The sequence below is a fragment of the Gulosibacter sediminis genome, assembly GCF_014904065.1.
Taxonomy (GTDB): domain Bacteria; phylum Actinomycetota; class Actinomycetes; order Actinomycetales; family Microbacteriaceae; genus Gulosibacter; species Gulosibacter sediminis.
The window spans coordinates 819-21023 of record NZ_JACXJG010000037.1 but is presented as its reverse complement, the minus strand read 5'-3'; the positions used below and the strand labels follow the sequence as shown (position 1 = coordinate 21023).

Sequence of the window (20205 nt, the reverse complement as noted above, 5' to 3'; positions counted from 1 at the left end):
ACCCTCGATTGCGATGAGCCCGTTAAATCCGAAAGAGCTTTCATCATTGTGCCACTTGCCGGGGCGGTGCTGATTGACCTCGTGGCGCTTCCCTGGATCGTTTGGTGTATGAACTGGGTCGCGTGAGGTTCGGAGCCCAGCCACATTGTTGGCTGGGCTCCGCAGCGCCTAGCGCTTCTTCATGAGCGTGCCGAAGACGCTGCGCACGACTTCCTTCACGGCGCTCTGAGCCGCGCGGGAGCCGAGGACCTCCTCGACGACCGACTTCTCGCGGCGCGACGACGTGCGAGTGGTCGTGGACTGGCGGTTCCGGGCCTTCTCGGCCGCGGCGCGCTCCTTCTCCTCGCGCGCCCGTTCCTTTTCCTCGCGCGCCCGTTCCTTCTCCTCCCTGGCGCGCTCCTTCTCGGCCGCCTCACGCTCCTCCTCGGCGCGCTCGGCCTCGGCCGCGGCGTTCATCTTCGCGGTCAGGATCTCGTGCGCCGACTCCGGGTCGACCGCCGTGCCATACTTCGCGAGCAACGGCGAGGCGTTGACCGTCGACTCGATCTGCGCGGCAGGGGTCGGGTCCATCGAGCCCTGCGGTGCGCGCATCCGGGTCCAGGCGACGGGGGAGGGCGCGCCCTTTTCGTTCATGACGGTGACGATCGCCTCTCCGGTCGCGAGCTGTGTGAGCACCTGCTCCAGGTCGTATCCCGAGTTCGGGTAGGTGCGCACCGTCGCCCGCAGCGACTTCGCATCGTTCGGCGTGTGCGCGCGCAACTGGTGTTGCACGCGTGAGCCGAGCTGCGCGAGCACGTCGTCGGGCACATCCTTCGGCGTCTGCGTGACGAAGAAGATGCCGACCCCCTTCGAACGGATGAGCCGCACGGTCTGCACGATCTGCGAGACGAACTCCTTCGACGCATCCGCGAAGAGCAGGTGCGCCTCGTCGAAGAAGAACACGAGCTTCGGTTTGTCGAGGTCGCCGACCTCTGGCAGCGCCGAGAACAGGTCGGCAAGCAGCCACATGAGGAACGTCGAGAAGAGTTGCGGCTGCTGCGCGACGCCGGGCAGCTCGAGCAGCGAGACGATGCCGCGACCATCCGCGGCGGTGCGGAGGAACTCGGCTGTGTCGATCTCGGGTTCGCCGAAGAACACATCGGCGCCGTTTGCCGCAAAGTTCGTGAGCTCGCGCAGAATCACGCCCGCGGTCTGCTTCGAGACGCCGCCAATGCCCTTGAGCTCGCTCTTGCCGAGGTCGGAGGTGAGGTACTGCAGTAGCGAGCGCACGTCGTCGAGGTTGACGAGGGGCAGGCCCTGCTGGTCGGCGAAGTGGAAGACGAGCCCGAGGCTCGACTCCTGCGTTTCGTTGAGGCCAAGCACCTTCGCGAGCATGAGCGGGCCGAAGCTCGAGACCGTGGCGCGGATCGGCACACCGGTGCCGCGACCGCCGAGGCTGTAGAACTCGCTCGGGAAAGCGGTGGGCTGCCAATCCTGCCCGATCGACTTCGTGCGGGCGAGCAGGCCGTCGCTGGCCGTACCCTCGGTTGCGACACCAGAGAGATCACCCTTGATGTCCGCCGCGAACACCGGCACACCTGCCGCCGAGAGCTGCTCAAGCATGACCTGCAGCGTCTTGGTCTTGCCGGTGCCAGTGGCGCCCGCCACGAGACCGTGGCGGTTGGTCATGGCGAGCGGGATGCGCACGGGCACGGCCGCATCAACCTCGCCGTTGACGAGCGCGCCAAGCTCGAGGGCGGGCGCGTCGAACGAGTAGCCCGAGCGAATCGCCTCGACGTCGCCCTCGGCGAGTGGCCCGCCGGCCGCGCCAGGCTTGGCGGCGGCGGGCTCCTTTTGTGCCTCAGGTTCGGGCGACTCGGCCGCTGCATCCGGCGCTGGGGTTGTGGCCGGCTCGTCGGATGCGGCACCAGCCGTCTCGCCCGCGGACGGCTCAGCGGTTGCGGCCTCGGACGACTCTTCTGGTGCGGGCGCCGCCGCGTCGATGGCAGCGGACTCGGCGGCCTGCTTGGCGGCCGCCTCGGCGGCGGCAAGTTCGGCCTGGGCCTTTTCGACGGCCTCGCGGGCAGCTGCTACGGGATCAACGGAGTCATTCGACATGCGGACAGACTACGCACGCACGCGGCTCCGGTGGCTGAGACGGTCAAGCAGGTCGGCGTCGGCCGCGGCGCGCCGACGTGGCAGCGACAGGGCGACGGGAACGGTGACCGCGGCGGTCACGATGACGAGCAGCGCCCAGATCCAGAACGCGTCGTAGAAGAGCCAGGTGAGGCCAAGTAGGCGAGCACCCCAGGTCGCGACGACCCACCAGAGCAGGGCGGTGATGCCGCCGAGCGCGGGCATGAGGGCGCTGCCAACCGCATCCTTCGGCTTCGCGAAGGAGTAGCTGATGAGCCCGATAACGATGCCGAAGATGCCGGCGAAGAAGACCTCCATCGCTATGCGACGAATCCGACGCGGCGCTGTGCCTCTTCACCGATCTCGACGAAGGCGATCTTCTCAGCGTTCACGAGGAACACGCGGTCGCGGTCGTCGGTGAAGCGCGCGATGCCGTTGTCACTCGCCACTGCGTCGGTGAGCGCCTGCTCAACTTCGGCCGCGGTCTGGTTGGTCTCGAACGCGAGTTCGCGGGGGGAGTGCAGAATGCCAATGCGCAGTTCCACGTCTATGCCTTTCGTTATGCCTCGTCGCCTGATCGATACGGCGTGTGGGCCTAGCCTACTTGCCGCTCTCACCACATCCGCTCGGCGTTCGCCGGTGGCGTGCAATCGGTACTTGGCGAGTCATGTCGGTGGATGCGGATAGCGTGGAGCGAACAGTCGGAAGGGGCAGAGATGCAGCAAAATGCACGCGAGGCGCAGGGGCTGGCAACGGCGCTCGATGAGAGCCAGCTCGGGGTACTCTCGGCGGCAGAGAATCAATCGCTCAGCGTGCTTGGTGCGCCGGGCTCTGGTCGCACCACCACGTTGGTCGAACTCGTAGCACAGCGAGTCGAGGCCGGTCTTCGCCCCGACGAGGTGCTCGTGCTCGCGGCGAACCGCCGCAGCGCCGAGCTGTTGCGCGAACGCCTACAGCGCCGCCTCGCTCGAGCAACCCGCGGGGCGACGCTCGGTCGTACCCCGGCCTCGATCGCGATGGAGATCATCGCCGACGCTCGAGTGCGCTCGGGCGGGCCGAGGCCGGTGCTGCTCACCGGCTCGGCACAGGACGACATCCTCTCGGAACTCATCGAGGGCTACCTCGACGGCACGATGGAACGTCTCGGCAAGCGGCTTCCGTGGCCCGAATGGTTCACCGCCGACACCATGACGCTGGCGGGATTCCGGGGCGAACTGCGCGACCTGATCACCGCGCTCACCGAGCGGGGCATGAGCTCCGACGACCTCGCCGCGCTCGCGCTCGAACCGGGAACCGCTGCGCCGAGTGGGCAGCGTCACCGTGTGCTCTGGGCCGGGGCGGCCGCGCTCATTCGCGACTATGAGAACTCGCGCTTTGACCGCTCGATCTCGGGGGCCGACGAGCGCGAGGCGTTCGACACGGCGAGCGCGCTCATGCTCGCCACACAGTTGTTGTCTCGGCGCGCGCTCGGCCGAAGCGGCATCGACGTGTTCGACGGGGTGCGGCTTGTGTGTGTTGACGACGCGCAGGAACTCACCGAATCGGCCCGCGCGCTCGTCGCGCAGTTCGAGCGTCAGGGCGCCCGCGTCATCTCCTTCGGCGACCCCGATATCGCGACCGGCAGCTTTCACGCCGGTCACGCAGCATTCGCGGTCAACTGGCGCGACGAGGGCGACTCGGCGCCGGCCACCGTCACACTGCAGCAGCAGTATCGACACGACGAGGTGCTCCGCGGAGTTGTATCGCGCGCCGTGAATGGCCTGCCCCCGCTCGGACCGAGCGAGCGACGACGATCGGGCCCCAAGGTCGATGGGGGCGAAGACGGCCGCGCGGAACACGCGGTGCTTGAGTCGGCGAACCACGAGACCGACCTCATTGCGGGCTACCTGCGGCACGCCCACCTCATTGACGGCGTGCCATGGAGCGACATGGCGGTGATCGCGCGCAACTCGACGCGACTCGAGGCCCTGAGCCGCGGGCTCGATCGGGCCGGCGTCGCGGCACAGGACTCCGCGCCAATTCCGGCCGCGAACGACGCGACCGTCCGGGCGATTCTCACGATGGCCGCGGGCATCGTGCGCGGTGAATTTACCGAGGCGGAGCTGTTCTCGATCCTCGCGTCGCCGCTGTATCGCGTCGACTCCCTCCTGATTCGTCGCCTGCGCCGAGCCTGTTACCTTGCCGATCTCGGTATCGGCGAGTCGGCCGGGTCGGGGCGAGGCGGCGGCGAGGTGCTGGCCAGCCACGTCAACGCTGTGCTTCGGGGCGGGGCGGATGCGTCGGCGCAGGCCGCGATCGACTCGCTCGCCGCTTCGGCGGCGGCTCACGCTGCCCGGTCGGTCACGAACCTACTCGAGTCGCTCGGGCGCATGCACACGGCCCACGCCGCGGGTGCGACGATCGACGCCGTGCTCTTCGAAGCCTGGACGGATGCGCGTCGAGAGCAGCGCTGGCGCGACACCGCGCTCGGTGTGGGTGAGGACGCGGTCGCGATGAATCGGCGGCTCGACGCCGTGGTGGCGCTGTTCGACCGCGCCAAGCGCGTGGTCGAGCGCGAACCCACGGTCTCGCTCGACGGGTTTCTCGCCGACTGGCAACGCGACTCGGTCGTCGACGACTCACTCGCGCGTCGCGGCGCGGTCGATGCCGTCACGCTGACGACGCCGGCCGGCGCCATAGGGCGCACCTGGCGCGTTGTCGTAGTGGCGAGCGTCAACGAGGGGGCCTGGCCGAATCTGCGAGTGCGCGACTCCCTTCTCGGCGCGGGTCGGCTCACCGAGGCACAAACCTCGGCCGAAACACCGACCCACCTCGACCGACGCGCCGTCGTGCTCGCGGACGAACAGCGGCTGCTTGCCGCGGCAGTTTCGAGGACAACCGAGCGGCTCCTGCTCACCGCGGTGCGCGACGACGAGAACGCACCCTCGCAATTTGTGCATCGCCTCGACCTGCCTGAACTCGCGCCCGACTTCGCCTTCACCGGCATCGAGGGGCTCGAGTACGCGCACCTCAGCCTTGACCAGCTCGCGGCCCGCCTCCGTCGCGAGGCAGCCCGCTGCGCACCGGTGGCGCGCGCCGAGCGCGTCGCGGCGCTCGCCCAACTGGCCCGGCACGGCGTCGAGGCGGCCGATCCGGCGAACTGGTTCGGCATCCATGGTCGCTCCTCGACCGCGCCACTCGTCACGCCCGACGAGCACACGCTGCAGTTAACGCTGTACCCGTCGGGCATTCAGTCGTTCAAGGAGTGTTCCGTGAACTGGTTCGTCGACCAACACGCGGGCGGCGCCTCGAATCTCGCCATGTCGCTCGGCACGATCCTCCACAGCGCCGCCGAGCACGAGGCCGACTTCGCGACCATCGAGTCCATGGTCGAGTTCGCGCTGCAGCAACTCGATCAGCTCGAGTTCGATGCACCTTGGCTGCGCACCTCCAACCGGCAGATCGTCCGCGACGCGACCATCTCGCTGTGGGACTACCTCAAGCGTGAGGGCGTCACACCGCTTGCGGGTGAGCGCGCGATGCTACTCGAACTCGATCGGGCTGCCCGCGACGACCACGGCGTCGATGTCGACGTGCAGGTGCGGGGACGAATCGACCGCATCGAAGAGCATCGCGACAGCGGCATCCGCATCGTCGATTTCAAGACCGGCACGAGCGCGCAGACGAAGGCCGACGAGAACGACCAGCTACGCGCCTACCAGGTCGCTGCGCTGCGGGGCGGCATTAGTGAGTTCGAGCTCGGAGGTATTGCACTTGAGGGCGCGGCCCTCGTGTATCCCAGGGTTCCCAGCGGCCGGGGGGCGGCGAAGGTGCCGTGGAAGGTCGTGCTGCAGGAGCGACCGAGCGAGACGGACGTCGACGCGGCGATCGACGAGTTCGTGACCGTTGCCATTCAGCAGGCCGCGTACCAGCTCGACGGCGACGAGCCCGATGTGGCTGCTCCCGCGCAATATCTCTATGAACCCGAGGGGCACTGCCTGAGTGGCTCGCGCTCCTGCCTAATTCACGCCATCGGAGAGGTCACCGAATGAGTCCGATCACGTTCGAACAGCTCGCCGAGCTCACCACCAAGCCCGGCGCCACCGCCTACCCGATCACCGAAGAACAGCGGCAGATCGTCGATTCGCCGCTCGCGCCGACGATCGTCACGGCGGGGGCGGGCAGCGGCAAGACCCACACGATGATGCTGCGCATCCTCTGGCTTGTCGCGAACCGCGGCGTCGCACCGTCCGAGGTGCTCGGGCTCACCTTCACCCGCAAGGCCGCCGGCGAGCTTCGCGAGCGCGTCGAGGCGGGGCTCGAACGGCTGCGGCTCGCCGGGCACATCGACGTCGACGAGTTCAACCTGCCGCAGGTGTCGACCTATAACTCGTACGCGAGCGACATCTACAAGCAGTACGCCCTGCTCGTGGGCCGTGAGCCCGATGCCCTGCTGCTTGACGAGCCGAGCGCGTTTTCGCTGATGCGCTCGGTGGTGCTCGCCTCCGAAGATGCCGGGCTCGAAGGCCTCGGCACGACTTCGGTCGGCTCGGTCGCAGCCAGCGCGCTGAAGATCGCACGCGCAATGCGCGAGAACGGTCGCACCGCGGCAGAGGTGGCGGACTATGCGGCCGAGGTCGCGACGCGCGCCGACGAGATCGAAGGGCGCTCCGCGAAGCCCTTCACCCAAGCGTTGCGCACCACGAACCTCCAGCTTGAGCGTCTCGACCAGCTCGCCATCTATGCCCGTCTCGCAGAGGTGTACGAGGCCCGCAAGGTCGAACTCGGCGCGATCGAGTTCACCGACCAGGTGGCCTACGCCGCGCAGATCATTGCCCTCGATCCGGCGATCGCCGAAGAAGTGCGGGGCGCAACACGCCAGGTGATCCTCGACGAATACCAAGACACCTCGGTCGGCCAGACACGGCTCTTCGCCGAGTTGTTCGGTCGGCAGGCGGTCATGGCGGTCGGCGACCCCAAGCAGTCGATCTACGCCTGGCGGGGCGCAAGTGCGGCAAACATGAAGCGCTTCGCGGCCGACTTTGCGAACGGCAGCGAATACCACCAGTTCACGCTGACGACCTCGTGGCGTAACGACCGCGAGATCCTGCGCGTGGCGAACACGATCGCTGCGCCGCTGCCGGCAACCGAACGGGGCGAAGAACTCAAGGCTGCGGCGTCGGCGGGCGAAGGCGAGGTGCACGTTCGGCACTTCCTCACTGAACCCGACGAGGCCAAGCACGTCGCCCAATGGTTCGCGAGCAAACTCGAACAGGTCCCGGACGCGACCGGCGCGGTGCTGGTGCGCGCCCGCAGCAGCATGGCCGCCTACGCGCAGGCACTCCACGACGCGGGCGTGCCACACCAGGTGATTGGCCTCGGCGGCCTCGTGCGCACCCCCGAGGTGGTCGACCTCACTTCGCTGCTGCGTGCCGCCGCCGACGAGTACGCGGGCTCAGAACTACTGCGCCTGCTTCTCGGCGCCCGCTTCGAGCTCGGCCTCGCCGACGTACACCAGCTCAGCGAGCTCGCCGGGGCACTCACGCGCCTCGGCGCCGACGGCCGCAAGCTGGACGAGCAGCGCAGTCGCGCCGTGCGCGACGACATCCGTGACACCGAGTCGGGCACCTCACTCGCCGAGGCACTCGAGTTCGTTCGCACCGCGACCTCCGAAACCGTACGCCGATTTGTTCCCGAGCTGACCGAGGAGGGCGAGCGTCGACTCCGCGACGCCGGCACGCTCATCAGCCGGGTGCGTGGTGCCATGGACCTCCCGCTCGTCGACTGGGTGACTACGACGATCTCGTTGTCACGGCTTCGCGTCGAAACCGCGGCGAATCCCCGCAACGCGGTTGCCGTAGCGAACCTTGACGCCTTTGTCGACGCCGTCGTGCAATACGCCTCGGCGGTGCCCGAGGCCGACGTGCACGAGTTCCTCGACTGGCTCGAACTCACGTTCCGCGACGACCAGCTCGCCGAGTACGCGCCCGCCCCACCGAAGGAGGGAATCGTGCAGCTCACGACGATTCACTCGGCGAAGGGCCTCGAGTGGGACTACGTCGCACTCGGCAACCTTGCGAAGGGCAAGTTGCCGGGGCCGCAGGGAGCAAATCAGCTCGTGGGCAGCGGACAACTGCCGAACGCGCTCCGCGAAGACCGAGCAGACCTGCCCTACCTGCCACTGAGCAAGATCGAAACGGGCGAAGACCTGAAAGAGCAGTTCAAGGCCGTGCTCATGCACGATCGCGACGGGGCGGGCAACGAACGCGAGCAGTCGTTCGTCACACAGAAGTTCCTCCAGCTGATTCGCGAGGACCGCCGGCTCGCCTACGTTGCCATGACGCGGGCGAAGCACGGCTTGCTGCTGACGAGTGCGCGCTGGAAGCCGGGACTGAAGAACTCGTCGACCCCGTCGATGTTCCAACTCGAGCTACGAGACCCGCTGCCGCTCGAACACACGCAGTTCGATGCGCCCTGGGCCCGCGTCGACGACCAGCCCGTGGTCTTCACCCTTGCGCAACTCGACGCAGAAATGGATGACGATCTCAAAGCCATCAAAGACGCGCTGTCGACGAACCCCCTCGAGGGCGACGCCCTGCCGCAGGCGTGGCCGCCCGCCCCGATGGCACGCGACGACCTTGCAACCACCGCCGAAATCGCGAACCAAGTCGGTGCTGCGGCCGAGTCCGCCACGGTCGAGTCGCCGTACGATGAGCTCATTCAGCTCCTCGTCGCCGAACGTGAACAGGCGAACACGCCACCCGAGCTGCGCCTTCCGGCGCGGTTTGGCGCGTCCCTCCTGCACGACCTGTTCGATGACCCGTCGACGATCGCCCGCAACGCGGCGCGGCCAATGCCGAGCCGTCCGTATCGGGCCACGCTCGTCGGCAACCTCTTCCACAGCTGGGTTGAAAGCCTCTATGAGGACGTCGCTGGCGGGGGAGCCGCACTCGAGGGNCGCCGATCTCGACGATGCCGACTTCACCTCCGCAAGTCTGACGCAGCTCGACGACGACGATCGGCAGCGGCTTGAACAGTTGCAGTCGACGTTCCTCGCGAGCCGGTTCACGGCCGGCGGCCGCCGCCCGAGCGCGGTTGAGCTCCCGGTCGACGCGCCGCTCGGCGAGTTCACGGTCGTCAACAAGATCGATGCGGTCTACCGCGATGCCGACGGCACGATCGAAATCGTCGACTGGAAGACAGGACGCGCCCCGCGTACCGCGGAGGAACGCCGTGGGCGCGAGTACCAGCTCATGAGCTACGCCCACGCCTACGCGGCAAGCTTCGACGAGCCGATCGAGCGCATCCGGGCGACGCTCTATTACGTGACCGACGATCTCGAGATCAGCGTGACCGAACTCCTCAGCGTCGACGAGCTCGTCGCGCTCCTCCGCGAAGCGCAGCGGAGGGTTGCCCAGAAGAGCTAGAGCTCGTCGCGCTCCGACGAGGTCGACGGCGCTTCCCCGGCCGGGAGGTCGTCGTCGAACTCGTCGCCGAGATCCTCGGGCGCGCTCTCGGTCTCAGCACGACGCCGTTGGAACTGCTGGGCCCGAGAGCGGTCGCCCGCATTCGCGAGTAACCGCTGCACCTCTTCGAGGTCGAGCACCGGCAGCGTGGCGTGCCGCAGCTCCGATTCGTCGAGGCTGCGCACGCGCGTGACGAGGCCGTCGAGCAGCTGCTCGGCGTCGGCGACCACCTCGGGGTTGCGGTGTTCGACGCCGAAGAGCAGCCAGCGCGCGAGCTCAAGCTCGGCGTAAAGTAGAGCCCGCTGGCGGAGCTGTCGGTCGACCGAGGCGCCACGCGCATCCGTGTATTCGTCGAGCAGGGCTCGCATCACCGCACCGTCGAGCGTCTGCACCCAGCGGATGTCCGCAGCCGGGTCGCCGATGCGAAGGTCGCTCCAGCCGAGCACGCCCGAGACCGTTGCACCGGTGACCAAGAACGACGAGCGCTCGAGTGAACCGTGGATCACGCTCGGCGAAAACTCCCACAGCTGGGGATCGTCGACGGCGCTGCCCCAGCGGTCGGCGAGGGCTCCAGGAAGGCGACCCGTCGCATCCGACCGGCGGATGAGCGTCTCGGTCGACTCGCGCACATCGGCGGCCGACCACTGCTGCAGGCCGGCGTCGACGAGCGTCTGCTTCGGTAGCCCGTGGATCGCCGCGATGGCGCGCCCGATCTCGGGCACGAGCTCTGAGTCAAAGTCCAGCGGGGTGCGGTCGGCCGGCGAGCCCTTCACGAACGAGTACACCGCGAACGGCGGCTCGCTGCGAAGCCCGCCACCGAGCTGGCGAGGCACGTCAAAGGGCAGCCGGGCTCGCACGCCAGGCGTCAGTGCGACCAGTGCCGCGCTGCGGCTGCGCAATTCCTGGGCCGCCGACGGCGAGGCCGCGCGACGGACGAGCAGATTGCCGTGGTCGCGGGTGCGCAGCAGCGCGGAGTCGTAGTCGTGGGTGTCGTCGTAGCCGCAGTCTGCTGCTTCGGTGACGCAGAGATTCTCGATGGCCGCAGTCGCGAGGCCGGCAAGCTGGAGGAACTGACCACTCATAGCCGAAAGCCTAGGGGGAGGGGATCCAGGAGCCGCGTTGCCACACCGACCTAGGATGGGCTGCATCATGAACGAGTTTGTCGATCGCCTTGCCCTGTCCCGCGCAGCCCACGATCGTGACGACGCCCATCGCAGCGACGCGACTCTGCTCGAGCACCCGGATGTACGCATCCTCGTTCAGCGCCGGGACGCGACCCTCGTCGGTGAAACCGAACAAGGTCGCGCGCTGCGACTCGATCTTCGCCCCGTCGACCAGCTCGGCGGCGTCGAGCAACTGCGTGAGGGACCCGCGATGATCTATCTCGGCAAGCTCACGCAGCCGCGCGAGAACCCGGGTGGGCGCGTCGACGAAGTCGGCACCCCGATCTTTGCTGCGGCCATCTCCGACTTCGAGGCGGGCGAGCTTGAGCCCGACAGCGAGCGGTGGGCGGACCTCCGTGAGCGCGGCGCCGGGTTCGACGACCTCGACACGGGCCTCGCGGCGCAGGCGCTCGCCATGCGCAACTTCCACTCCGCCCACGCGTTCTCGCCGTCGACCGGTGCGCGCGCCGTTTCCGAACACAACGGTTGGGTGCTGCGCGGCGAGGAGGGCGGCGACCCGACCTTTCCGCGCACTGACGCGGCCATCATCGTCGGCGTCATCGACCAGAACGACCGCATCCTGCTCGGCGCGAACGTGAACTGGACCCCGAAACGGTACTCGGTGCTCGCGGGATTCGTCGAACCGGGCGAATCGCTCGAGCACGCCGTGATTCGCGAGGCGGCCGAGGAATCCGGAGCGCGCGTTCGCAACCCGCGCTATCTCGGCTCGCAGCCCTGGCCGTTCCCTGCGAGCCTCATGCTCGGCTTCCTCGCCGAGCTCGACCCGAGCCAGGACCCTGCCGAGGTCGTCGGCGACGGCGTCGAAATCGCCGAGGTTCGCTGGTTCACGCGCGAAGAAATCGTCGAGCACGTCGACCAGCTGCCCGGCCGAATCTCTATCGCCCGCGCGATCATCGAGGAGTGGTATGGCGGACCGATCGGCTGATTCAGCCGGCGCCAGCCTGCTCGCCGATCTCAACCCCGCCCAGCGCGAAGCCGCCCTCGCGGTCGTCGGCCCGGTCTGCATTTTCGCCGGGCCGGGCACCGGCAAGACCCACACCATCACTCGGCGAATCGCGTACGGCGTGCGCACAGGCGTCTACGCGCCAGATCGCGTGCTCGCGCTCACATTCACGAACCGCGCTGCGGGGCAGCTTCGCGGCCGACTCGGCACGCTTGGCGCCTCGGCCGTGCAGGCGCGCACCTTCCACTCGGCCGCGCTGCGCCAACTCAGTTTCTTTTGGCCGCAGGCCGTGGGCGGCAGCTTCCCAGGCATTGTCTCGAGCAAGTCGCCCATCATTTCGGAGGCGGCCGACCGCGCCGGCGTGCGGCTCAGCCCACAGCTGCTGCGCAAGGTCGCCGAACAGCTCGAATGGCGCAAGGTGTCGGAGCGCACGCTCGACCAATTCGGTGAAGATCTCGCGACTGGCCGGCGCCCCAACGAGACCGGTCTGCCGGCCGAACAACTCCACGACCTCGCCGTGCAGTACGAGCGCGCGAAGGAGTCGCGGCACCAGCTTGACTTCGAGGATGTGCTGCTCGCCACCGCGGGCATGCTCGAGAGCGAGCCGTGGATCACGTCGCAGGTGCGGTCGCAGTACCGCTTCTTCGTCGTCGACGAGTACCAGGACATCTCGCCGCTGCAGCACAAGCTGCTGCGGCTTTGGCTCGGTAATCGCCGCGAACTCTGCGTCGTGGGCGACCCCGCCCAGACGATCTACTCGTTCGCGGGCGCGAACGCCAACTACCTCACCGGGTTCGCGAGCGAGTTTGCCGACGCGCGGGTGATTCGGGTCGACGGTTCGTACCGTTCGACGCCGCCGATCGTCGCCGCCGCAAATGAACTCGCGAAGCACATCTCGCACGCGATTCAGCTCGACCCGCTGCGGGCACACACCGGCAAGTTTCCGCAGCCCGATGTTCGGTCGTACGACAGTGATGAGGCCGAGGCGGCCGGTGTGGCCCGGAGCATCCGCCAAGATCTCGAAGCGGGGCGTGCGCCCGGCGACGTCGCGATTCTGGTGCGGACGAACGCTCAGGTCGGCGTGCTCGAGCGGGCGCTCGAGGCGGCCGGTGTGCCGTTCCGGCTCGCGGGCGGCATGCCATTCTTCCGCAGGCCGGAGGTTCGGGCCGTGCTTGCGGGGCTGCACGCGGCGGTCGTTGCCGAGCAAGACGGTGGGCCGCTCTTTCAGACCGTGAGCAACGTGCTTCGCTCGCGCGGCTGGCAGCAACAGCGACCGGCCGAACCAGGTCCACTCCGCGAGGCCTGGGGTGCGATGGATGCGATCATGCAGTTTGCTGACCGCGCGGAGGCTGGCACGACGCTCGCAGAATTTAGCGCCGAGCTCGAGAACCGCGCCGCGCACCAGTTCGAGCTCCCGATCGACGCCGTGACGATCTCGACGATGCACGCGGCCAAGGGCCTTGAGTGGGATCACGTCTATGTCGTCGGCCTGCGCGAGGGCCTCCTCCCGACCTCGGCCGCCGCGAACGAGCCCGAGCTGGTCAACGAGGAGCGTCGCCTCTTCTACGTTGCCCTCACGCGAGCCCGAGATCAACTGCACCTTTCGCACGCGCTGGTACAGCCGCCAACACGGTTTCTCCCGGAGCTTGGCAACCGCATCCGGGCTGGAACTCCACGTCTGCACCGTCCCGACGCAGACCGGTAAGGCGTTCGCGGCGAAACGTGAGGCCCTCGCCGGGGGCCGGCTGCACGCCGGCGAGGAACGGCTCAACGCTTTGCGCCCCGACTACCGCTGCGAGCCACTCGAGTTCGAGCGGCGGATGCGCGGGCGGCAAGTCATGCAGCTGCGTCGCCGTCGCGATCCACATGTCGTCTTCGGCGGCGTTGCGGAGGTCATCACACCGCAGGCACGGGGTTCGGCCCGGCAACACGAAGGGGCCGAGCAGGATGCCTTCGTCGTCTCGCGCGATGACGAGGTGCGCGAGATCGTCGGCCATGAGCGGCAAGTAGCGTCGGGGTGAGAGTACTCGCTCGGTCACCTCGACCACGAGGTCGGTGTCGGCTGCCGGGCGGGCTTCGGCCGCCGCAAACACCACGTGGTGCCCGCGCCGCGCGAACTCGGCCGCGACGCTTCGGGCGAACGACACTGACGAGGACGGGGTGCGCACCAGCACGCGGGCGCGCCGCGCACTTTGCTCTGCGACGGGGGAGCACACCGACAACAGCGCATCAACCAGGAGCTCGTCGGCGCGCTTGCGGTCGGGGTGCGTCGCGGCGATGCGCTCGAGGTACTCCCGCTCCGCGCCGTTGCGGAGCTCAGAGATGAGGTCGTGGGTGAGCTGCGTGTCGGCCACCGTGACCGCGCGCACCACCCCGCCCACGCGCACCCGGTCGTTGCCGACCCAGGTCACGGGGGTGTCTGCGGCGAGTCGATATTGCACTCTCGCATCATTGCGAAAAAGCGCCGGCGCCCGTGGAATTATCCACAGGCGCCAGCGCGGGTCGGTGCCCTACTTGGCGTCGTCGTCGCTCAGATCGCCACCGGCGGGCGCGTCGCCAAACGAACCCGGGTCGCCGAGCAGGCGCGCGAGGTCATTGTCGAGCTCATCCGGCTCGCCGTCGCCACCCTGCAGCCGCTCGACGAGGGCGAACGGGTCGTCGATATCCTCCGCGCCGGGCAGCGCGTCGCGGTGGTCCCAGAGCGCGTCGCGCTCGGCCACGCCGAGTTTCTCCGTAACGAGTCGCCACATGCTCATCGCCTCACGCAAGCGGCGCGGGCGCAGCTCGAGGCCGACGAGCGAGCCGAACGCGTGCTCGGCCGGCGAGCCGGTGGCGCGGCGCCGCCGCACCATCTCGCTGAGCGCGCCAGCGTTCGGCAGGCGACTCGTCGCGTCCTCGGTCACCACGTCGACCCAACCCTCGATGAGGGCGAGGACCGTCTCGAGTCGCTCGAGCGCCTGGTCTTGCTCGGGGCTGCGGGGCGGAATCAGCTGGCCCGACTTGAGCACGAGCTGGATCTCCTCGGGGTTCGACACGTCGAGCTCGCGGATGGTCTCCTCGATGCGATCGGTGTCGATGCGGATGCCGCGGGCGAACTCCGTGATTGACGACACGAGGTGCAGCCGGAGCCAGCGGGCGTGCGCGAAGAGCTGGGCGTGCGCGAGCTCGCGCAGCGCAAAGTAGATGAGCACCTCGTCGCGGTCGAGCTCGAGATCGGTCGACCACTCCTGCAGGTTCTGCGGCACGAGGGCGGCCTTGTGGTCGGGCAACACCGGCATGCCGATGTCGCCGCCCGACAGCACCTCCTTCGCGAGCTGGCCGAGCACCTGGCCGAGCTGCATCGCGAACATCGACTGCCCGAGCGAACGAACGATCGGGCCCGAGCGTGCGACCATGTCCTTCATCTCTTCCGGCGCCTGCTCGGCAAGCACCTCGACGAGCGCGTTCGAGATGCTCGTCGCGACCGGGTTCGTCAATTCGGCCCAGCCGTCGAGGGTGAGTTCGAGCCACTCGTACCGCGTGATGGTCTGCGGGATGCCCGAGAACGCGCCGAAGGAGTCGCCCATCGCGTCGCCGAGCCACAGGCCAGCGACCTGGAAGGCGCGGTCGTACGCGCGCGCATCCTCGTCGTCGACCTCTTCGTTCGGCGTCGCGGTCCGGCGGGCGGCGTCGCGGACAAGATCCCAGTCGACGCCGTCGGTCGGGTTCTGCATCGCCTGCTGCAACTGCATCAGCATGTGCGCGAGTGCCTGGGGGTCGGCGGGCAAGCCCGCAGCGCCGGCGAGCTTGTCGGAGTCGATCCCGCCGCCGCCGAGCATCTGCTCGAGCATCCGTCGCATTTCCTCTTCGGGCGAGCGGTTGTCGTCCTCGTTGTTCTGGGGGCCATTGCTATTCGGCATCGGCTTCGTTCCTCTCAGGGGTTCGCTCTAGAGTAGCCAGGGTGCCCCCGGGTGGAGCCGGGGAAACCGGCTCCGTTCACCGAGGGCGATCAGCCATCACGCGAAAGCTCATTCATGACCGCAAGCCACCAGCATCCCGAAGCCGCTTTGCCCGACGGGATCGGTGACGAGAAACCGGCGCGTCGGCGCTGGAGTCGGGAGCGGTTCGGTCGTTGGTGCCTCATTCTTGGGGTCGTGGCGTTGGTGATCCTGGCGGTTTCACCCGCGCCCTATGTCATTCGCCAGCCCGGCCCCGCGTTCAACGCGCTCGGGCAGGAAGAGAACGACGATGGCACGCAGCAGGACGTCATTCAGATCTCCGGCGCCGAGACGTACGACACCGGCGACGGCTCGCTCTACGTCATGACGGTGAACATCGTCGGCAACCCGCAGTCGCAGCCGAACTGGCTGCAGGTGCTCGGGGCCTGGATGACGCCGGGGAAGGATGTCCTGCCCGTCGAGGCCTATTACCCCGAGGGCACGACCGTCGACCAGCGCAACGAAGAATCGGCGCTGATGATGACGCAGGCTCAGGACACCGCCATCGCGGCGGCCCTCACGGAGCTCGGCTACGACGTCACCGAACAGATGAGCGTGGCGTCGGTCGGTGAGGATGCTGCCGCCGCCGGCGAGCTCGAGGTGGGCGACGTCATCGTCACCATCGACGGCAAGCCGATCACGAATACCGAAGAACTCAGCGCGCTGACGCTCACCGAGGAACCCACCGAGGTCGTGTTCACGCGAGACGGCAAGGAACACCGCGTCGAGATCACGCCGAAGCTCACCGAGACCGACAACGGAGAGGTGCCGTTGCTCGGTGTTCAGTTGCAGTACGAGTACCAATTCCCGATCGACGTCTCGATCGACCTTGGCGACGTCGGTGGACCGAGCGCGGGCATGATGTTTGCGCTCGCCACCTACGACAAGCTGACCGAGGGTGACCTCACCGGCGGCGACCAGGTGACCGGCACCGGCACGATGTCGGACGACGGCACCGTGGGCGCGATCGGCGGCATCCGGCAGAAGATGTATGAGGCGGTGTCGCTTGGAGCGGACTACTTTATTGCGCCCGAGGCGAACTGTGCTGAGGTGCTCGACGGCGGCATTCCCGGTGACATGACCGTCTATGCCGTTGGAAACCTTGACGAGGCGCTCGACATCGTCGAAACGAACGCCGCCGACAAGTCGACCGACGGCCTGCGCTCGTGCCAGGATGCGGTGGATGCGGGCGTCCCGCAGTCGTAGCGAGCCGCTAGGATAGGCGAGATAACGCCGCGGGCTCGCGACGATTTGCTCGTGCCAGCGGTGTCGACAGCGACAACGACGGGACCTCAGTGAGCGCAACGGCAGCACCACGTCCATCCGCAAGTAGTTCAGGGGACGGTGGTCAGCGCGGCCCCGGGGCGCGTCGCTTCGGACCGCTCATCACGACGATTGCCATCGTCGTCGCGCTTATCATCGTGTTCTTCTGGTTCTCGGGCATCTACGCCGACGTCCTCTGGTACCAGCAGCTCGGGTTCGAGCAGGTGCTCTTCACGCAGTGGCTCGCTACCGGCGCGATGTTCTTGATCGGCCTCATCGGTCTGGCGGTGCCGAGCTATGCGATGCTGCAGCTCGCGTACCGCACGCGGCCGACCTACGCGAAGCTCTCGCAACAGCTGGGGGAGTACCAGCGCGCACTCGAGCCCGTGCGTCGCATCGTCTTTATCGTGATTCCGATCTTCCTTGGCGTGCTCGGCGGTCTCTCTGTCGCGGGCAGCTGGCAGAGCGTGCTGGCGTTCTTCAACTCGACGCCGTTCGGCGTTGCTGACCCGCAGTTCGGTCACGACGTCAGCTTCTACGTCTTCCAGCTGCCGTTCTGGCGCGGCGTCGTCACGTTCATCAGTTCGACACTGCTCGTCTGCCTCGTCCTGACCGTGGCGGTGAGCTACCTCTACGGCGGCATCCATATCTCCGGCCGCGAGGTTGTCATCTCGAAGGCCTCGCGCATCCAGATCGCCATCGTTGCGGCGCTCTTCGTCGCGACGCAGGGCGTGTCGTTCTGGTTCGACCGCTACAACTCGCTCACCGAGTCGAACGGTCGGTGGACGGGTGCGCTCTACACCGATGTGCACGCGCGCGTGCCCGGTCTCGCCATCCTCGCGGGCGTCGCGGTCATCGTCGCGCTGCTGTTCATCTTTGCCGCCATTGCCGGCCGCTGGACGCTCCCGGCAATGGGTGTCGCGGGCCTCGTTATTGTCGGCCTCGTCGTCGGCATGGTCTACCCGTGGTTCGTGCAGAACCTGCAGGTCGGCCCGAACGAGCAGTCACTCGAGTCCGAGTACATCGACCGCAACATCACGGCCACGCGCGACGCCTACGACGTGGCGGACGTGCAGGAGGTCGACTACGCCGGCGTCACGACGGCCGAGCCCGGCCAGTTGCGTGAGGACGCCGAGACCACGGCGAACATCCGCATCATGGACCCCGCCTTGATCAGCCAAACCTTCGCGCAGTTCGAACAGGAACGCGCGTACTACCAGTTCCCGAGCACGCTCGACGTCGACCGCTACGACATTGAGGACCAGACGCAGGACGCCGTCATGGCGCTGCGCGAGATCAACGTCGACGGCCTTGGCGCCGACGCGCAGTCGTGGGTGAACCGGGCCATCGTCTACACCCACGGCTACGGTCTTGTGGCCGCCTACGGTTCGCAGCGCGGCCCCGACGGTCAGCCCCTGTTCTTCGAAGCGGGCATGCCGCAGGAGGGCGCGCTCGACGAGTTTGAGCCCCGCGTGTACTTCGGTGAGAGCTCGCCCGAGTACTCGATTGTTGGCGCGCCGGAGGGTTCCGACCCGGCCGAGTTCGACCATGTGTCGGGTGCCGATGGTGCCTCGCAGAGCTACTACACCTTCACCGGTGAGGGCGGCCCGTCGCTTGGCAACATCTTCAACCGCCTCGTGTACGCCATCAAGTTCCAGTCCGAGCAGATCCTGCTCTCAGACGCGATCAACGAGAACTCGCAGATCCTCTACGACCGTGACCCCACGCAGCGCGTCCAGGCCGCGGCACCGTACCTGACGATCGACGGCGACCCGTACGCCTCGGTGGTCGACGGCGAGCTCGTGTGGATCGTCGACGGGTACACGACGAGCGATGCGTACCCGTACTCGACGCAGACCTCGATCGAGGCGGCCGCGACCGACTCGAACACGCCCGCCACGGCCGGCCCGAACGAGGCAGTGAACTACATCCGCAACTCGGTGAAGGCAACCGTGAACGCGTACGACGGGTCGGTCACGCTCTACGCTTGGGACACCGAGGACCCGATCCTCCAGACCTGGCAGAAGATCTTCCCGAACACCCTCCACTCGGTGAGCGAGATGTCGGGTGACCTGCTGAGCCACGTCCGCTACCCGCAGGACCTCTTCAAGGTGCAGCGAGCGATGCTTTCGACCTACCACGTGACGAACGCGGGTGAGTACTACAACCAGACGAACGCCTGGCAGGTGCCGGTTGACCCGACGTCGTCGGCGGATGCGCAACTGCGTCAGCCGCCCTACTACTTGACCATGCAGATGCCGGGCCAGGAGCCGGCGTTCTCGATTTACTCGACGTACATCCCGATGGTGTCGAGCGGTTCAACTTCTCGAAACGTCTTGACGGGCTATCTCTCGGCCAATGCGAATGCGGGGTCGAGCGACGGGAAGGTTTCCGACGATTACGGCACGCTCACACTGTTGAAGATTCAGAATGACTCGGTGAATGGCCCGGGTCAGGTGCAGAACATCTTCAACTCGAACGAGACGGTCGCGAACCAGCTGAACCTGCTTGAGCGAGGTGGCCAGACCCAGGTGCTGCGAGGCAACCTGCTGACGCTACCCGTCGGCGAGGGCTTCCTGTACGTGCAGCCGGTCTACGTGCAGTCGACCGGTGAGACAAGCTACCCGCTCATGCGGCGCGTGCTCGTTGCCTTCGGCGACGAGATCGCGTTCGAGGACACCCTGGATGCCGCGCTCGACGAACTCTTCGCCGGTGATGCTGGCGCGGATGCGGGTGACCAGAACGCCGACGAGGTGCCCGAGGACCCGAATGTCATCGTGCCCGACACTGGCGGTGACAACTCGCAGGACGTTCCTGATGACACCAGCGGAACGGACTCGACGACCGAACCGACGGCGACGCCCGAACCCACGTCGACGCCCGACGCGACGCAGGACGGCAGCACGGGCGGCTCGAGCGGTAGCGCGCAGGAAGACCTCGACCAGGCCTTGGCGGACGCCTCTGCGGCCCTTCAGGATCGCACGGACGCCTACGCCGACAACGACCTCGTGGGGGCGGCCGAGGCGGATGCGCGGATGACCGAGGCGCTCGAGCGCGCGCAGGAGGCGCAGGACCGCATCAACAACGGCGAATAGTCTCAGCTCGGATTGTCAGCCTCGCGGCGTGCCCACTACGGGGCGCGCCGCGAGGCGCTTTTCCGGGGTACGCGCGCCGAATCTCGGGTGAAGCGGACGTGAACTGGACAACAACGAAAACATCCGGTAATGTTTTCTCTTGTGCCGCGGGGTGGAGCAGTTCGGTAGCTCGCCGGGCTCATA

12 protein-coding genes are annotated in these 20205 nt (G+C 67.6%); 7 read left to right on the top strand and 5 right to left on the bottom strand.

Features of this window, described 5'->3' with window-relative positions:
• Nucleotides 1–168: 168 nt before the first annotated feature.
• From ID132_RS12790 to ID132_RS12780, 3 genes are read right to left on the bottom strand one after another with little or no spacing between them, the layout of a single operon-like run.
• A complete protein-coding gene (locus ID132_RS12790; RefSeq protein ID WP_125106158.1) occupies nucleotides 169–2097 on the bottom strand; it encodes a helicase HerA-like domain-containing protein in 1929 nt (642 codons plus the stop codon).
• A 9-nt stretch (nucleotides 2098–2106) separates the two neighbouring features.
• Complete coding sequence (locus ID132_RS12785) at nucleotides 2107–2433, bottom strand: hypothetical protein (protein ID WP_125106157.1); 327 nt, start codon at nucleotides 2431–2433, stop codon at nucleotides 2107–2109.
• A 2-nt stretch (nucleotides 2434–2435) separates the two neighbouring features.
• Nucleotides 2436–2660 carry a DUF3107 domain-containing protein gene (locus ID132_RS12780; protein ID WP_125106156.1) on the bottom strand — a complete coding sequence of 75 codons (225 nt, stop codon included), beginning with the start codon at nucleotides 2658–2660 and terminating at the stop codon, nucleotides 2436–2438.
• A gap of 171 nt (nucleotides 2661–2831) precedes the next feature.
• Between ID132_RS12780 and ID132_RS12775 the strand changes: the two genes are divergently transcribed.
• From ID132_RS12775 to ID132_RS12765, 3 genes are all read left to right on the top strand, one after another.
• Entirely contained in the window at nucleotides 2832–6146 is a 3315-nt protein-coding gene (locus tag ID132_RS12775) for a PD-(D/E)XK nuclease family protein (RefSeq protein WP_164509693.1), read from the top strand.
• Nucleotides 6143–9127, top strand: a complete 2985-nt coding sequence (locus tag ID132_RS12770; RefSeq protein ID WP_193128801.1) for an ATP-dependent helicase — start codon at nucleotides 6143–6145, stop codon at nucleotides 9125–9127. Before ID132_RS12775 ends, ID132_RS12770 begins: the two co-directional genes overlap by 4 nt.
• 4 nt (nucleotides 9128–9131) lie before the next feature.
• Complete coding sequence (locus ID132_RS12765) at nucleotides 9132–9521, top strand: PD-(D/E)XK nuclease family protein (protein WP_235988578.1); 390 nt, start codon at nucleotides 9132–9134, stop codon at nucleotides 9519–9521.
• Here ID132_RS12765 and ID132_RS12760 read toward each other — a convergent pair.
• Nucleotides 9518–10642: a phosphotransferase gene (locus ID132_RS12760; protein WP_193128799.1), complete on the bottom strand. Its 1125-nt coding sequence runs from the start codon at nucleotides 10640–10642 to the stop codon at nucleotides 9518–9520. The two genes, ID132_RS12765 and ID132_RS12760, sit on opposite strands and share 4 nt — an antisense overlap.
• A gap of 67 nt (nucleotides 10643–10709) precedes the next feature.
• On the opposite strand from ID132_RS12760, the gene nudC reads away from it, so the two are divergent.
• Together nudC and ID132_RS12750 are read left to right on the top strand one after the other, a co-directional pair.
• Nucleotides 10710–11669 (top strand): NAD(+) diphosphatase, encoded by a 960-nt coding sequence (gene nudC, locus ID132_RS12755; RefSeq protein WP_235988577.1) that lies wholly within the window; start codon nucleotides 10710–10712, stop codon nucleotides 11667–11669.
• Nucleotides 11650–13392 carry an ATP-dependent helicase gene (locus ID132_RS12750; protein WP_125106152.1) on the top strand — a complete coding sequence of 581 codons (1743 nt, stop codon included), beginning with the start codon at nucleotides 11650–11652 and terminating at the stop codon, nucleotides 13390–13392. The genes nudC and ID132_RS12750 overlap by 20 nt, the downstream gene beginning before the upstream one ends.
• Nucleotides 13393–14197: 805 nt before the next feature.
• Here the strand turns inward: ID132_RS12750 and ID132_RS12745 are convergent.
• The gene (locus tag ID132_RS12745; protein WP_125106151.1) at nucleotides 14198–15586 is read right to left on the bottom strand and encodes a zinc-dependent metalloprotease; all 1389 of its coding nucleotides are present in this window, start codon (nucleotides 15584–15586) and stop codon (nucleotides 14198–14200) included.
• 234 nt (nucleotides 15587–15820) lie between these two features.
• Between ID132_RS12745 and ID132_RS12740 the strand changes: the two genes are divergently transcribed.
• Together ID132_RS12740 and ID132_RS12735 are read left to right on the top strand one after the other, a co-directional pair.
• A complete protein-coding gene (locus tag ID132_RS12740) occupies nucleotides 15821–16870 on the top strand; it encodes a YlbL family protein (RefSeq protein ID WP_328744549.1) in 1050 nt (349 codons plus the stop codon).
• An 89-nt stretch (nucleotides 16871–16959) separates the two neighbouring features.
• Complete coding sequence (locus ID132_RS12735) at nucleotides 16960–20022, top strand: UPF0182 family membrane protein (protein ID WP_193128798.1); 3063 nt, start codon at nucleotides 16960–16962, stop codon at nucleotides 20020–20022.
• The last annotated feature ends 183 nt before the right edge of the window (nucleotides 20023–20205 follow it).